This window comes from Bacteroides sp. MSSM.1001136sp1_RTP21357st2_D2_RTP21359_211015, assembly GCF_040913205.1.
GTDB lineage: Bacteria > Bacteroidota > Bacteroidia > Bacteroidales > Bacteroidaceae > Bacteroides > Bacteroides ovatus.
Genome location: NZ_JBDFVF010000025.1, coordinates 19,360 through 33,382, shown reverse-complemented (window position 1 = coordinate 33,382; position 14,023 = coordinate 19,360). Strand labels below are relative to the sequence as shown.

The following is a 14,023-nucleotide window of genomic DNA, read 5'->3' as shown; positions in this document are numbered from 1 at the left end:
AACGAAAGAAACATGAACTTACGTGCCAGATTATCCGAACGTGTACACATTGAAGATATCAGAGAAGTACTCCATTTCATACAGGACGACGAGCGTCTTAGAGAAGAAGTCTACCAGCTGATATTCGACAAAGACCACATTGTTTCCTATCAGGCATTGTGGGTATGTACTCATTTCTCCAAGGCAGATGTAGAATGGTTGAGCCGGAAACAAGAAGAATTGATTGACGCTGCCATGACCTGCCCACACTCGGGAAAACGGAGAATGATCCTGAACCTGATATGCCAGCAACCTGCCGCCGATCCGCCACGAGTGGATTTCCTTGATTTCTGCATGGAACGCATGATATCCCGCGAGGAACCACCGGGCGTGCAATCGCTCTGCATGAAACTGGCTTATCAACTGACACGCTCCATCCCGGAACTGCAACAGGAATTACGCACAATACTGGAAATCATGGAGCCCGACTTACTGGTTCCCGCTATCCGTTCCGTACGAAAAAACACCCTGAAAGCCATGAAAGCAAAGAAAAACAGATAATTTCTATTGCTTTTATCTCACCGTTCAATTAGAGTATATTCAGATGGAATATCTGGGATATACCCGTCACCGAAATCTGAATACCGATGCAGAAAGTGAAAAAAGCAACAAGCTTATTAATAATTTGATTTCCCACCGGTCCCAACCTCTGAATAAACCTCTGTCCTTGTGAAAGGAATACATAAAAGATGGCCGCCATACAAATAATAACAAGCGCAATGACCAAATAATTAATCCCAGTTTGCAACAATTTACCTTTAACACTGGCAGACGCCATCAAAGTAAAGATAACCGATATACTGCCCGGTCCGATACTGATAGGAAACGTGATGGGATAAAATATCTTCTGCTCGATGTTTTTCCATCTGAAGCCGTCTACATTCTTGCTGGCTTCTTCTTTATCAGACGAACCTGAATCGCCCAACAGCTCCATTGCCGTCTTACAAATCAGTATTCCACCTCCTAACTGAATAACAGGAATAGCCAAACCGAAAATCAATAGAAACAGATGTCCTATCACCAATGTCCCTACACCGATCATTATAAAATTGAGCGTCAGCTTCTGAATGGCTGCTTTCCGTTGTTGAGGATCGAGGTCTGTAAAGAATCCATTGACGACAAAACCATTCCCCAAAGGGTTTATCACCGGAAACAGCGCCATAAACGATGACGAAAATATGATGAGAAGATTACTTAATGACATAATTCCTGTTTTTTGATACTTTATTAATATCTGATACTTATCTAAAACATAAATGGAACGTTATTGTTTTCAGAATACGCTTTTGCGGAATGAATTCGCATCCGTTGGATTCCCTGTAAAAGCAGCTTATAATAAACCTTTAACTAGAAATTAAAATTATGTGTACAAGAGTCGTTTATTCGGGAAAGAATGGAATGGTGGCAACCGGCCGGTCTATGGACTGGAAAACAGAAATGCACAGCAATCTTTGGGTATTTCCCAAAGGTATGGAAAGAAATGGAGAAACGGGAGCCAACTCCCTGAAATGGACGTCCAAGTATGGCAGTGTGGTAACTTCGGCTTTCGAGATTGCCAGCACAGACGGGATGAATGAGAAAGGTTTGGTTGCCAATCTGTTATGGTTGCCCGAAACGGAGTATCCGGTCAGAGATCAAAGTAAACCGGGACTTGCCATTACTGCATGGGTGCAATATATGCTGGATAACTTCGCCACCGTAGACGAGGCTGTCGCTTTCATTGATGAAAACACTTTCCAAGTGGTATCGGACCTGATGCCGGATGGTTCCCGCCTGGCAACCTTGCATTTATCTATTTCCGACGCAACGGGCGATTGTGCAATATTCGAATATACGAGTGGAAAGCTGACTGTTTACCACAGCAAGGAGTACAAAGTAATGACCAACTCCCCTACCTACAACAAGCAACTGGCACTAAACGAATACTGGAAATCAATAGGAGGATTGAGCTTCCTGCCCGGAACCAACCGTCCGTCCGACCGTTTTGCAAGAGCCAGTTTTTATATCAATGCCCTGCCCCAAACAGATGATGTGAGAATAGCCATAGCAAGCGTATTCAGCGTTATCCGTAATACTTCTGTTCCTTATGGCATATCCACTCCCGAATTTCCAGAAATTTCCACCACACAATGGAGAACGGTATCGGATAGTAAGAATTTGCTCTACTTCTTCGAATCAAGTCTGACACCTAATACATTCTGGGTAAACTTACGGGAAACAGACTTGTCGGAAGGAGCTCCGGTACTCAAATTATCTATCGCAAACGGTGAAACTTATCATGGAAATGCAACGAAAGAGTTTAAACCGGCACAGCCGTTCAGATTTATGGGAGTAAAAGGATAAAATTATCCCCGGAAACGATCCATCTGAAGCACATCCCAAAAGTTTTTGTATCTAACTTTTGAGACGTATTTCGATCATTTCCGGGGATAAAATCTGTTTCTTTAACAGCTTGCCATTAATTGAAATAATAAAGGAATACAGCAATTCCTTCCAGCGCCTTCTTTGGTTGGTCTTTTATTTCGATAGCAAACTTGATTTCCGCTTTTGCCACACCACGCAGATTAGTCAGCGAGTGCAAAGTAGTCACCAGACGGATGCTCTGTCCTGACAATACAGCCTGACCGAATTTCATTTTGTCCATACCGTAGTTAATCATCATTTTCAGGTTATTCACCTGGATAATCTGATTCCACAAATAAGGAAGCATAGACAATGTCAGGTAGCCATGAGCAATCGTGCTATGATAAGGGCTATCTACTTTCGCACGTTCCGTATCTACATGAATCCATTGATGATCCAGCGTTGCATCAGCAAAAAGATTGATACGTTCCTGCGAGAGTTCCACATAATCGGAAACACCTATCTGTTGGCCTACTAGTTTTTCGAATTCTTCGTACGAATTGATAATTACTTTTTCCATAAGTCTTATCGTTTTTATGGGGGTTATTTACTATTAAATTGGGGACAAAAATAGGAAAAATAAACTGATATGCCACCAAATTTATAAATAAAAGCAAGGAATGAAGTATTTAGGTATGTTTTACAAACTGGAAGCCTGTTTCAGTGCTTCTGTCAGAATACTGTACCCCTTACCATTCAAATGTAAATCGTCGAGAGTCAACTCCGGATTCAGCCTGCCATCCTGCAATAAACGATTGAATACGTCCAGATAGACAATATCTGTTCCCTGCAATTTTTCGTGTATCTTCCGGTTAAGGATCTGGATAAATTTATTCACAGCCGTACTGTAATCATCGTAATCATTACGCGGAAAAATACAGAAAAGATATGTTTTCAGTGAAGGGACGGCAAGAACCGCTTTTACATAACGCTCTACATATTCATCTATATTTTCATCGTTCAACTGATAAATATCATTGGTTCCGAATTGAACGACGACCTGGCAATCGGAAGTGTCTACCGCAAAAGACTCCACATAGGCCAGCCCTTCACCGGGAGCACCATAGTTCAGACATTCCCATTGTGGGAAATAGATATCTAGCGCCCAAAAAGCCATGTGACTGTTACCAAGAAAGGCAAATTTTGTTTTTTCTTCTATCCTATCCATACAATTTCATTCAAACGTCCACGTTATCTCACTCAAACTCTCAAACAAATATAGAATAAAATTCGCGGATTTACGTTACTTTTGCAAAGGTAATCACATTCATTCATATATATAAACCGATGATACATTTTTTCAAGAAACCCGTTTCTCACCTTGCGTTGCCGGAGAAATTCACTTATCCTTTCCATTATACACCTCATCCATTGTGTGTGTTGGCTGCGGAAGAAGTGAAAGAATATATTGCAAGCCGGAAAGAATGGCAAGAGGAATTGGCTTCCGGAAAGATGTTTGGAGTGTTGATTGTGCAAACGGACAACGGAATAACAAACAACGAAGAAAATCAGATTGGTTATCTTGCAGCTTTCTCCGGCAATCTGGCCGGAAAGAATCTGCATCCTTATTTCGTTCCTCCTGTTTATGACCTATTACAACCAGAGGGATTCTTCAAAATCGAAGAAGAACAGATTTCTGCCATTAATATCCGTATTCGTGAACTGGAAAACAGTAGTTCTTATCTCGATTCAAAAGAGAAATGGAAGATAGAAACGGAACAGGCTAAAGCTGTTTTGAATCAAGCAAAAGCGGAGCTTAAAATGGCAAAGGAGGCGAGAGAGATTCGCCGCCAGTCATCTCCGGAGCTTTCCGAAGAAGAACAAGCCTCCCTGATTCGGGAAAGCCAATACCAAAAAGCGGAATACAAACGACTGGAAAAGGAATGGAAGAAACGATTGGAAGAGCTCGAAACGGAAGTCAGGCACTTCGATATTGAAATAGAGCGATTGAAAACCGAACGAAAAGAACGTTCAGCAGCTTTACAAAGAAAGTTATTCGAGCAATTCCGGATGCTAAATGCCCAAGGAGAGGTGAAAGATTTATATACTATTTTCGAGCAAACGGTTCAGAAAGTTCCTCCTGCCGGTGCGGGTGAATGTGCTTTGCCTAAGTTATTGCAATATGCGTATCTTCATCAATTAAAGCCATTGGCTATGGCTGAATTCTGGTGGGGCGACTCTCCTAAAAACGAAATCCGGCATCACGGATATTATTATCCTTCCTGCAAAGGGAAGTGCGAACCGATTCTGCAACACATGTTGCAAGGATTGGAGGTAGACGAAAATCCACTGCTGAATCCTGTTCATGAAGAGGAAGAACTGGAAATCGTGTTTGAAGATGAATGGTTGCTGGTAGTCAATAAACCGGCAGGGATGTTGTCCGTTCCGGGAAAAGCGGAGGACAGAGATTCAGTCTATCATCGTTTGAAGAAAAAATATCCCGAAGCTACCGGTCCCATGATTGTACATCGGCTCGATATGGCTACTTCAGGATTATTGCTCGTTGCCAAAACAAAAGAGGTACATCAGGATTTACAGGCGCAATTTGCAAACAGAAGTATTAAGAAACGCTATGTGGCTGTGCTGGATGGGGCGATAATAAAAACAGAGAAAGAGAAAGAGAAAGAGACAAAGCCAATAGCAGAGAAAGCTATATTAATAGCAAAGGAAACTGTATTAACGAAAAAAACAGCAAAAGCAGAAAGAACAGGAAATACAGGAAGAATCGAACTCCCTCTTTGTCTGAATCCTCTCGACCGTCCTCGGCAAATGGTTAGTAGCGAACACGGGAAAGAAGCGATTACAGAATATCAGATCATCAGTGAGTCTGAAAGAATTACCAGTGAATCTGAAAACACTTTCAACGAATCAAACAGGATTGATGAATCAGAACGGAGTATCAATGAGTCAAGAAAATACACCCGGATTATCTTCTATCCATTGACCGGACGCACACATCAGTTAAGAGTACACGCCGCCCATCCGGAAGGCTTGGGATGCCCCATACTTGGAGACGAACTCTACGGAAAGAAAGCAGACAGACTATACCTCCATGCCGAATATATAGAGTTCCGCCATCCCATATACGGAGACATTCTCTGCATACAGAAAGAGGCCGATTTCCATAAAAAAATATGATTAAGCCATGAACCAAATTCTTTTTGAAATGTATATAGGGGTAATTACTAATTTTCAAAAAGAACCTGACTATGGACATCAAATTCCGCATTACAAAGTATTTAGCCGTATCTGCTTTAGCAATGCTGCTACTGGGAGCCTGCTCCAAAAACAATATCTACATCAACTATCCTGACGAAGAAAACAACGGAGGCTCATCCGGCTCCGGCAATGATGACAACAACGGTAATCCGGCCAAAGAGAATGCGCTGATTACTTTCAGTGCTTCCGTAGAAGGACGAAACATCACACGAGCCATGTCCCCCATGGGAAAAGGACTTCAAAGCTGGTTGTGTGCCTATACAGCCAACACATCGAACAATATCACAGGCGCTCCCGTTGCTCAAGGCAACTATGTCACCTCCTCCCCCGGTGTACTGACAGGAAATCTAGGATATAAAATGTATTTGAGCAATGCTATCTATAGCTTTTATGCCGTATCATGCAATTCCACCAGCCCGGCGCCTACTTTCACCAACGGACTATCCGAACCTTTATCCAACGGAGTAGATTATCTTTGGTGGCACGCAGTTCATCAGGACATCGCCAGTTCACAGATAAATATCCCCATAACCTACCAACACGCAGCCACGCAAGTAGTTGTAGCGATCGCCGGAGGAGAAAATATCACTTTAAACAAGATACTTTCCGCTACCATCACCCCACCGAAACCGGGCGCAATCATGGATTTGTCAACAGGTATCATCACTTCGGAAGTCAGCTATGACAAAGCAGCCGATATGGGAATCAACGACTTCACCGTACAATATATCATGTTACCCGTAAAGAGCTCCTCTCCCATGACTTTGACACTGGAGCTGATGGTAAACGGAGAAAGCTTTTCACGTACCTACACCACTCCGCTCACTCCACCCAACAACCTCCTGTCAGCCGGAAATTCATACCTTTTCCGGGCAGTTATCAATGAAAACTCCATCTCATTCGCCAATGTCAGTGTGAAAGAATGGACAGAGGTAGACGAAAGCGGAAACCCGCTATACCCTGTACAAGATTAAAATATCCGAAATAAAATCAAAGCAAACCAGGTTACGCAAGCCACAAACCGGGTTATGCAAACTGCAAGTCGGGTTACGCAAGCCACAAACCGGCAATCATGCCACCGTTTGCGTAACCTGACTATTCGTAAATACCTGCTTCTTCAACCTGCGATAAACATAGATAAAGGCCGGCACGAGGAATAAGTCTGCCGCTATCCAAGCCATCGGATCACCGTAGCAGACAGCAATAAAGCCGAATGCAGGCACAGCGTAAATGCTGACAAGGATACGCGCAATCATCTCCGCCACTCCCGAAAACATGGCAAGATTGGTATATCCCACTCCCTGAATCGTGTAGCGCAGGATACACAACAATCCAAGCATCGGGAAGAACATACAGGAGATATGCAGGAATAACTCGGTATCCAACAGAATTTCCGTTTCCGACGGATCAACAAAGATCAATGCAAAATATTTGGCTCCCACCATCAGAAGAACGAACGTAAATGCCGCATAAACGATCATCATCAAAGCACTCGCCTTAATTCCCAACCAGACACGCTCCGGTTTTCCTGCCCCATAATTCTGTCCGCTATACGTAGCCATCGCAATTCCCAGACTCTCGAACGTGCAGATAAAGAACATCTTGATGCGCATAGCAGACGTAAAAGCTGCCACACACGCCGTTCCCAATGCATTATTCGCACTCTGAAGCATGATGCTGCCGATAGCCGTGATAGAAAACTGCAATCCCATAGGCACACCAATGTAAAGCAGTGTCTTAGCCAGTTTCGACTGGAACCGGCGTTCTTTCGGAGTACCTTGCAATATTTCAAACTTCCGGTACATATAAATGTAGCAGAGAACAGCCGACAATCCTTGCGAAAAGACAGTAGCAATAGCAGCTCCCGCCACTCCCCAGCCAAGTACCAAAATACAGAACAAATCAAGAATGATATTCAGAACAGCCGCAAACAGCAGAAACCAAAAAGGCGTCTTACTGTCTCCCAACGCACGGATAATGCTCGAAAGAAGATTATAGAAGAAAGTACACGGCACACCAATAAACGTGACAAGCAAATAAGCATACGCCCCTTCGAAAATATTCTCCGGCGTACGCATGATCCGAAGAATATCCTCACATAAAATACAGGTGAGAAGAGCAATCACCACAGACATTCCCGCAGCCAGTTTCAGACTGACGGCCACATAACTGCGCATCGTACTGTAATCCCGCGCCCCAAACTTCTGCGCAACGGGTATTCCGAAACCTCCGCAACATCCATTGCAGAACCCGAGAATAAGAAACACCACCGATGTGCTAGCTCCAACAGAAGCTAACGCGTTAATTCCTAAAAACTTTCCTACAATTGCAGCATCAACAAGCGAATACGTTTGTTGCAACAGATTGCCGAGTAAAAGCGGCAGCGTAAACTTTAAAATGAGAGGTAATGCCGGCCCTGCCGTCATTTCTTTAGAAGTTGCCATACGTCTATGTTCTAAAATCGGATGCAAAGATACGGAAAATTCAATGAATTAGTTCTTGATTTGCGTTCCTCTTTTAGTTGACATAAATCAAAAAAATCAGTATGAGAGCATGAGTCTCCCGGTCTATCGTTTCACCAACCGTTTAGGTGAACCATGCCACGAGCATCCCAGGCAGAAGACTTCTGTCAAATCGAACCCCTCCATCGAATCTTCCGGATATTTGGGAACAACTTCACCATCTTCGAGCACATAAACCAGCAGCCTGTCACCCTGTTCATTCTTCACATACATAGCTGCAATCTTGCATTGCGGACACAATAACTTTTTCATGCTGCAAAGATACAGATTGTTTCCGTCAACCACAAACTCTTCCAACGATGTTTCAGAAGCCCGTTCATGATTTACAGTTTATCTATTCTTCCAGAATCCCGGATAAAACAACAGGAGTACACTAAACAATTCCAGACGTCCCACCAGCATCAGAAAAGAAAGTATCCACTTTGCCAGATCAGGTAAAGAATTCCACGAATATGCAGGCCCGCAAGTTCCCAATCCCGGACCGACATTGCCTATACTCGAAATAACCGTACTGACGGACTCGGAAAAGCCAACTCCCAAAAACAAAAGAGCCGTCCACCCAATCAGGATCAGAACCAGATAAAAAGCAAAGAAAATCAATACGGTAGTTACGATAGAAGAAGACACCGTCTGCTTATTGATACGTACGGGAAGCACGGCATTCGGGTGGAGCAGATGTTTGAACTCATTCCGGATGGCACGCGCCACAATCAGCAACCGCATATTCTTGATACCTCCACTGGTAGAACCCGTACACCCTCCCGAAAGCATCGCAATGAACAACAGTAACCACGTGAAAGGAGGCCACATATTATAATCATCCGTAGCAAAACCGCAGGAAGTATGCACCGTAGACACCTGGAACAATGCTTTCCGGAAAGCCAGTTCCCAGTCATAATGATTTTGAAAGACGAGCGCCAACGTGATAAGAAAAGTCAAGATACCCACTGACGCCAGAAACCAGTGCAGCTCTTCATCTTTGAATAAACGACCGACTTTTCCTTTCAAACACATCAGAAACAAAGAGAAGTTGATACTGGAAACAATCATAAAGATAGCCACCACATATTCTATATACGGAGAATTCCAGTAAGATATACTGTTCTGCTTGGTAGAATATCCGCCCGTAGCAGTAGTGGCAAACGACTGGCAAATGGCATCAAACAAGCTCATGCCCCCAAACATCAATAAGACAGTTTCCGAAACTGTCAATACCAGATAAATTGTCCACAACCACTTGGCCATGACATTGATTTTCGGATGGGTACGGTCGTGCGTCACTCCCGTAGATTCAGCAGAGAAGAGTTGCACTCCTCCCGTGGTAAAGATAGGAAGAATGGCAATCGTGAAAAACACAATCCCCAAACCACCGATCCACTGCGTCAGGCTTCGCCAGAAAAGCATACCGTGGGAAAGGGATTCAATATCATCGAGAATAGTAGCTCCTGTAGTGGTAAACCCGGACATGGTTTCGAAAAAGGCATTGGTTATCGTATCAATGCTTCCGCTAAAATAAAAAGGAAGCATGCCGAAAAAGGTAAAAAACACCCATGAAAGAGTGACCACACAATATCCGTCTCTCCGGCTCATCTTATTCTCCGCTCCCCGTCCGTAGAGCAGTAACAATCCGCCTACCACAGCATTGATGATACAGGTGTAAAGAAAGTATTTATAATCACTTTCCCCGTAACCAGCCGACACTCCGGCACAAAGTAAGAACATCCCCAATTCGATAAATAGCAACATACCCAACACGCGCCCTATCATCTTCCGGTTAATCATGCTATTATTCTTACTCCGAATATACAGACTGTTATCTGAAATGTACTCTTCCATAACTCATGAATCATTTTGTATGTTCCCCTCATAGCCAAGAGTATGCCAAAATGAAAAGGATTCTGATAATTAGCTTGTAATCAATGCAATATTTTTTTCATTTTGAAAAAGTAATCTCTAAATACCCTACCAAAATGAAAGGGTGCTTTTCAAAATAGAAAAAAGAAGAAGGTGTATTTTAACAGAATACGCCTGCATTTCTGCATAATCTTCGCTATCTTTGTCATTCCAAAGTGTAAAAAAGAAAGAGATGAAAGCATCACGCATTGCGCACGAAAAGAAAACGGTAGAGTTGATGATCCGCCTCTATTGCCGGAAAAAAGAAAAAAATACAATTCTTTGTGCCGACTGTGAAGAGTTGCTCCGCTATGCCCACGCACGTCTCGACCATTGTCCGTTTGGAGAGAAGAAGAGTGCATGCAAGGAATGCACCGTACATTGTTACAAACCCGTCATGCGCGAACGAATGCGACAGGTGATGCGTTTCTCCGGACCGAGGATGTTGCTTTATGCACCCTGGCAGGCCATACGACATTTATTGAACCTATAACTTACTAAAAAAATCAGTAATGAAAAAAGCCATTATCATTGGCGCTACCTCCGGCATCGGACAAGAAGTTGCAAAATGTCTGTTACTGGATGGATGGCAAATCGGAGTAGCCGGCAGACGGCAATCTGCTCTCGAAAACCTGCAACGGGCAGCACCGGATCAGATTCAAATTCAAACGTTGGACGTAACCCAGGAAGATGCAGGCGAGAAATTGAATATGCTCATCGACAAGGTGGGCGGCATGGATTTGTTTCTTCTTAGTTCGGGCATCGGTTTCCAGAACACGAATCTGAACATGGAGGTGGAGCTGAACACAGCATACACGAATGTAGAGGGATTTATCCGCATGGTGGATACCGCTTTCATCTATTTCAGGAAAAGCGGAGGCGGCCACCTGGCAGTCATCAGTTCCATCGCGGGAACGAAAGGACTTGGAGTGGCTCCTGCCTACTCTGCCACCAAACGCTTCCAGAACACTTACATAGATGCTCTCGAACAACTTTCATATTTACAAAAACTGAATATCCGTTTTACTGATATCCGTCCCGGATTTGTTGCCACCGACTTGCTCAACGACGGGAAACATTATCCGCTATTAATGGATGCAGCGAAAGTGGGACGTCACATCGCCTGGTCACTGGAGCGGAAACAACGGATAGTAGTGATCGACTGGCGCTACCGGATACTGGTCTTTTTCTGGAAAATGATTCCCCGTTGGATGTGGAAACGGCTGCCCGTGAAAACCAATTAACACCAAAAGCAAACCAGGAAAGAAATAAATGAATAAATAGCAAGACCGGATTACTTCTTTTCCAATATTTCTACTTACATTTGTCTTGTAACATAAACTTATAATCTAACAAAAAAAGATGGAACAAAAATTTTGTCAAAGTTGCGGTATGCCGATAGACGACTCAACTTTTGGAAAAGAAACGGACGGTAGCAAGAACGAAGATTATTGCCACTATTGCTATGCGGACGGACATTTCACGAAAGAGTGTACCATGGACGAGATGATCGAGCTTAATCTGAATTATCTGGATGAGTTCAATAAAGACTCGGAAGTGAAATACACAGTGGAGGAAGCACGGAAAACGATGAAGGAGTACTTTCCACAGTTGAAGAGGTGGAAACAGTAATTGAGAAATAAAAGGAGCTTTCAGGCATGAATACATATTCAGACCTGAAAGCTTATCTACTTATTTTCTTTTATAAAATCCGTAAAGTTCGACCAGTCTTCTACACGAAACGCACGAAGATCACAAACTGACGCCTGAAACCAAGGAATACGTTTCAATGCGTCAATTGCACGAAAAAGATTTGCCATATCAGTTTTCTCTGTTAGATATACACTACCCTGCGTATTATAAAACTCATACTGACGCAACACTTTATTTATTTCAAAATAGGCATTGTTATAAGGCTCTCCATAATTGGCACGTAGGTCTGTAATGACCATATCAAAGGCTATTGCATACATACATTATCCTCATTTACAGGAATAAAATATTTCTGCTCACCAAAGAAAATACGGTTAAATTTATCACGAATCGCTATAACTAAGCCTTTGAACGGATTATGTTCAATATCAATTACTGTACCCTCTATCCATTCATCGAGTCCCGTTAATCTAGGATCCACTTTTACCTTTTCACCTTCTTTTATCATAACACTATTTTTCTTCATTGATTTCCAATTACAAAGATAATATTATTTCCTTTTCCGACGAATCAAAAGCGAGTATTTAACCATTTATTTCCGGGTGTCTTTCCAACCACTTCACTGCATAAGAGCACGTTGCTTTCGGCTTCATCCCGTTAGCTAATGCATAGGCGTAAGCAGCTTTTACCAAAGCAGCGGCAATCCCCCGCCCTTCAATGGGTTGTGGCACAATTGTGTGGATAATATCAAGAGAATCACCTATCAGGCGATATTGTACAAAGGCGGTGCGACCGTCTACTTCTGTCTTGAACAATTTTTGTTCGGGCTGATGAATAATTTCGTAATCCATAATTTCTGTTGTTTTAAAGTTGGTTTATCGTCCGTTAAATACTTTCGCTAAACAATCTTATATTATTTATTAGGTGCGGATTGCATAAACTGATATATGTATATGCCTGCGATCAGAGTTGCTCGATCCACTTCAACTGGCTCGTATCGTATCCACGACGTTCGGCAGCGGTGACGAGTTTCTTCTTGATTTCTTCCGGCAGTTGGGGTGTACGGCTTAGTATCCAGAGATATTTATCAGTACTGCTGCCTACCAGGGCATAATTGTAATTCTCTTCATCCAGTTCCAAGACATAATAATCAGAATAGAAACTAAGGAAGAAAGACACTTTCAGTTTGCCCGGCTGTGTGGGATCGGGTATTTTGGCGTGTCCGTTGGCAGTCTTGCAGATGTCGTAAGGAGAATTACGTTTGCATCCCCGGTTCTCCACACGAATCATGCCGTCGGGACGGAGCGTGTAAGTAGCCGTGACGTCTACAAGTCCGTATTCAAAACGATTCTCGTAGCGGGCTATTTCATACCAAAGTCCCATATACCGGTGCAAATCGAGAGAGGTAACCGTACTATGGTCCGTGCCTCTGAAAAGACGTCCGACATTGGGAATGGAGAAATGAAATCCCGCCTCCGTCAGACGCGTTGAGCGAACTCTCTGGCCAGCAGTCAGGAAAGATGCCGCTTCACCATATAAGATACGGAAAATTCGTTGCGGAGCTACCATCGTTGTCCATGCCCGATAAGCCTTTCCCATCGCACGGGTGAAAGCATATTGCGAGATCTGCTGCGGAGCAACCAGGTTATATACCCCATGTGTCTCTTCGTGAGTGATAAAGAACTCCATTGCACGGCAAAGATCCCGTATCGATATCCACGGAAAAACCTGTGTACCGGGACCGATGGCGGTGGCTATCTTGGTGGCTTGCAAAGGGCGAAGCATCTGCTGCATCGCTCCCCCGTCCGGAGAAAGCACTACGCCGAAGCGTGTAATAACGAGCCTTGTAGGTTCGGGACAGTGTTTCGCCTCTTTTTCCCACGCATAGCAAAGATCGGACAGAAAACCTTCTCCACGGGTACGGGTATATTCGTCCACCTCCGCTTCCGAAGGATAATAACCTACGGCAGAAGCCGAAATCATCAGTTTCGGTTTCGTTTTGACTGCGTTCAAAGCGCGGATAATACGATTGGTTACAACAATACGACTGTTGAAAAGCTCCTGTTTATATTCCGGTGTCCAACGTTTATTGATAGGTGCACCTGCCAGGTTGATGACAACATCACAATGGGTCAGTGTCTGAATCAAATAACCGGACATACCTTCGCGAAACATCGACCTTCCTAGAGGAATGATCCGATGTCCGCCCTTTTCTGTAAGATAATTAGAAAGATGTTTACCTATATATCCGGTAGCTCCGGTCATTGCTATATTCATCTTGATTCGTTGTTTAT

The 14,023-nt window shown here is 43.4% G+C and carries 17 protein-coding genes; 7 read left to right on the top strand and 10 right to left on the bottom strand.

Annotation, left to right across the window (positions count from 1 at the left end; translation table 11 throughout):
* Window positions 1-12 precede the first annotated feature (12 nt).
* Window positions 13-540, top strand: a complete 528-nt coding sequence (locus AB5217_RS16195; RefSeq protein WP_004325104.1) for a hypothetical protein — start codon at window positions 13-15, stop codon at window positions 538-540.
* A gap of 28 nt (window positions 541-568) precedes the next feature.
* On the opposite strand, the gene AB5217_RS16190 is transcribed toward AB5217_RS16195, so the two are convergent.
* Window positions 569-1,243 carry a MarC family protein gene (locus AB5217_RS16190; RefSeq protein WP_004304823.1) on the bottom strand — a complete coding sequence of 225 codons (675 nt, stop codon included), beginning with the start codon at window positions 1,241-1,243 and terminating at the stop codon, window positions 569-571.
* 158 nt (window positions 1,244-1,401) lie between these two features.
* Between AB5217_RS16190 and AB5217_RS16185 the strand changes: the two genes are divergently transcribed.
* Entirely contained in the window at window positions 1,402-2,382 is a 981-nt protein-coding gene (locus AB5217_RS16185) for a linear amide C-N hydrolase (RefSeq protein WP_022200041.1), read from the top strand.
* A 115-nt stretch (window positions 2,383-2,497) separates the two neighbouring features.
* On the opposite strand, the gene AB5217_RS16180 is transcribed toward AB5217_RS16185, so the two are convergent.
* Window positions 2,498-2,962, bottom strand: a complete 465-nt coding sequence (locus AB5217_RS16180) for a MaoC family dehydratase (RefSeq protein WP_004308264.1) — start codon at window positions 2,960-2,962, stop codon at window positions 2,498-2,500.
* A 120-nt stretch (window positions 2,963-3,082) separates the two neighbouring features.
* Complete coding sequence (locus AB5217_RS16175) at window positions 3,083-3,610, bottom strand: SGNH/GDSL hydrolase family protein (protein ID WP_032846007.1); 528 nt, start codon at window positions 3,608-3,610, stop codon at window positions 3,083-3,085.
* Window positions 3,611-3,729: 119 nt separating this feature from the next.
* On the opposite strand from AB5217_RS16175, the gene AB5217_RS16170 reads away from it, so the two are divergent.
* Window positions 3,730-5,580 (top strand): RluA family pseudouridine synthase, encoded by a 1,851-nt coding sequence (locus AB5217_RS16170; protein ID WP_070782608.1) that lies wholly within the window; start codon window positions 3,730-3,732, stop codon window positions 5,578-5,580.
* A gap of 71 nt (window positions 5,581-5,651) precedes the next feature.
* A complete protein-coding gene (locus tag AB5217_RS16165; protein WP_004304818.1) occupies window positions 5,652-6,635 on the top strand; it encodes a fimbrillin family protein in 984 nt (327 codons plus the stop codon).
* 96 nt (window positions 6,636-6,731) lie between these two features.
* Here AB5217_RS16165 and AB5217_RS16160 read toward each other — a convergent pair whose 3' ends face one another.
* The 3 genes from AB5217_RS16160 to AB5217_RS16150 all read right to left on the bottom strand — a co-directional run bounded on the left by AB5217_RS16160 (window position 6,732) and on the right by AB5217_RS16150 (window position 10,019).
* Window positions 6,732-8,105 carry an MATE family efflux transporter gene (locus tag AB5217_RS16160; protein ID WP_032846003.1) on the bottom strand — a complete coding sequence of 458 codons (1,374 nt, stop codon included), beginning with the start codon at window positions 8,103-8,105 and terminating at the stop codon, window positions 6,732-6,734.
* A 123-nt stretch (window positions 8,106-8,228) separates the two neighbouring features.
* A complete protein-coding gene (locus AB5217_RS16155) occupies window positions 8,229-8,435 on the bottom strand; it encodes a hypothetical protein (RefSeq protein WP_007750505.1) in 207 nt (68 codons plus the stop codon).
* A 78-nt stretch (window positions 8,436-8,513) separates the two neighbouring features.
* Window positions 8,514-10,019 carry a TrkH family potassium uptake protein gene (locus AB5217_RS16150; RefSeq protein ID WP_004301980.1) on the bottom strand — a complete coding sequence of 502 codons (1,506 nt, stop codon included), beginning with the start codon at window positions 10,017-10,019 and terminating at the stop codon, window positions 8,514-8,516.
* Between the two features lie 250 nt (window positions 10,020-10,269).
* On the opposite strand from AB5217_RS16150, the gene AB5217_RS16145 reads away from it, so the two are divergent.
* The 3 genes from AB5217_RS16145 to AB5217_RS16135 all read left to right on the top strand — a co-directional run bounded on the left by AB5217_RS16145 (window position 10,270) and on the right by AB5217_RS16135 (window position 11,708).
* Window positions 10,270-10,569 carry a nitrous oxide-stimulated promoter family protein gene (locus AB5217_RS16145; protein ID WP_004304816.1) on the top strand — a complete coding sequence of 100 codons (300 nt, stop codon included), beginning with the start codon at window positions 10,270-10,272 and terminating at the stop codon, window positions 10,567-10,569.
* Between the two features lie 19 nt (window positions 10,570-10,588).
* On the top strand, window positions 10,589-11,320 hold the full coding sequence (locus AB5217_RS16140; RefSeq protein WP_004308271.1) for an SDR family NAD(P)-dependent oxidoreductase: 732 nt from the start codon (window positions 10,589-10,591) through the stop codon (window positions 11,318-11,320).
* 118 nt (window positions 11,321-11,438) lie between these two features.
* Window positions 11,439-11,708, top strand: a complete 270-nt coding sequence (locus tag AB5217_RS16135; RefSeq protein ID WP_004320675.1) for a zinc ribbon domain-containing protein — start codon at window positions 11,439-11,441, stop codon at window positions 11,706-11,708.
* Between the two features lie 56 nt (window positions 11,709-11,764).
* Here the strand turns inward: AB5217_RS16135 and AB5217_RS16130 are convergent, their stop codons facing one another.
* From AB5217_RS16130 to AB5217_RS16115, 4 genes are all read right to left on the bottom strand, one after another.
* A complete protein-coding gene (locus AB5217_RS16130) occupies window positions 11,765-12,049 on the bottom strand; it encodes an endoribonuclease VapD (protein ID WP_032845999.1) in 285 nt (94 codons plus the stop codon).
* Window positions 12,037-12,255 (bottom strand): hypothetical protein, encoded by a 219-nt coding sequence (locus AB5217_RS16125; protein ID WP_004301974.1) that lies wholly within the window; start codon window positions 12,253-12,255, stop codon window positions 12,037-12,039. Before AB5217_RS16125 ends, AB5217_RS16130 begins: the two co-directional genes overlap by 13 nt.
* A gap of 58 nt (window positions 12,256-12,313) precedes the next feature.
* The gene (locus AB5217_RS16120; RefSeq protein ID WP_004301973.1) at window positions 12,314-12,580 is read right to left on the bottom strand and encodes a GNAT family N-acetyltransferase; all 267 of its coding nucleotides are present in this window, start codon (window positions 12,578-12,580) and stop codon (window positions 12,314-12,316) included.
* Window positions 12,581-12,692: 112 nt separating this feature from the next.
* Window positions 12,693-14,006, bottom strand: a complete 1,314-nt coding sequence (locus AB5217_RS16115) for a TIGR01777 family oxidoreductase (protein ID WP_004301972.1) — start codon at window positions 14,004-14,006, stop codon at window positions 12,693-12,695.
* Window positions 14,007-14,023: the final 17 nt, after the last annotated feature.

Coding starts and splice junctions, on each gene's coding strand:
- AB5217_RS16195 (WP_004325104.1), top strand. CDS start 13: ATGAACTTACGTGCCAGATTATCCGAACGTGTACACATTGAAGATATC.
- AB5217_RS16190 (WP_004304823.1), bottom strand. CDS start 1,243: ATGTCATTAAGTAATCTTCTCATCATATTTTCGTCATCGTTTATGGCG.
- AB5217_RS16185 (WP_022200041.1), top strand. CDS start 1,402: ATGTGTACAAGAGTCGTTTATTCGGGAAAGAATGGAATGGTGGCAACC.
- AB5217_RS16180 (WP_004308264.1), bottom strand. CDS start 2,962: ATGGAAAAAGTAATTATCAATTCGTACGAAGAATTCGAAAAACTAGTA.
- AB5217_RS16175 (WP_032846007.1), bottom strand. CDS start 3,610: ATGGATAGGATAGAAGAAAAAACAAAATTTGCCTTTCTTGGTAACAGT.
- AB5217_RS16170 (WP_070782608.1), top strand. CDS start 3,730: ATGATACATTTTTTCAAGAAACCCGTTTCTCACCTTGCGTTGCCGGAG.
- AB5217_RS16165 (WP_004304818.1), top strand. CDS start 5,652: ATGGACATCAAATTCCGCATTACAAAGTATTTAGCCGTATCTGCTTTA.
- AB5217_RS16160 (WP_032846003.1), bottom strand. CDS start 8,105: ATGGCAACTTCTAAAGAAATGACGGCAGGGCCGGCATTACCTCTCATT.
- AB5217_RS16155 (WP_007750505.1), bottom strand. CDS start 8,435: ATGAAAAAGTTATTGTGTCCGCAATGCAAGATTGCAGCTATGTATGTG.
- AB5217_RS16150 (WP_004301980.1), bottom strand. CDS start 10,019: ATGGAAGAGTACATTTCAGATAACAGTCTGTATATTCGGAGTAAGAAT.
- AB5217_RS16145 (WP_004304816.1), top strand. CDS start 10,270: ATGAAAGCATCACGCATTGCGCACGAAAAGAAAACGGTAGAGTTGATG.
- AB5217_RS16140 (WP_004308271.1), top strand. CDS start 10,589: ATGAAAAAAGCCATTATCATTGGCGCTACCTCCGGCATCGGACAAGAA.
- AB5217_RS16135 (WP_004320675.1), top strand. CDS start 11,439: ATGGAACAAAAATTTTGTCAAAGTTGCGGTATGCCGATAGACGACTCA.
- AB5217_RS16130 (WP_032845999.1), bottom strand. CDS start 12,049: ATGTATGCAATAGCCTTTGATATGGTCATTACAGACCTACGTGCCAAT.
- AB5217_RS16125 (WP_004301974.1), bottom strand. CDS start 12,255: ATGAAGAAAAATAGTGTTATGATAAAAGAAGGTGAAAAGGTAAAAGTG.
- AB5217_RS16120 (WP_004301973.1), bottom strand. CDS start 12,580: ATGGATTACGAAATTATTCATCAGCCCGAACAAAAATTGTTCAAGACA.
- AB5217_RS16115 (WP_004301972.1), bottom strand. CDS start 14,006: ATGAATATAGCAATGACCGGAGCTACCGGATATATAGGTAAACATCTT.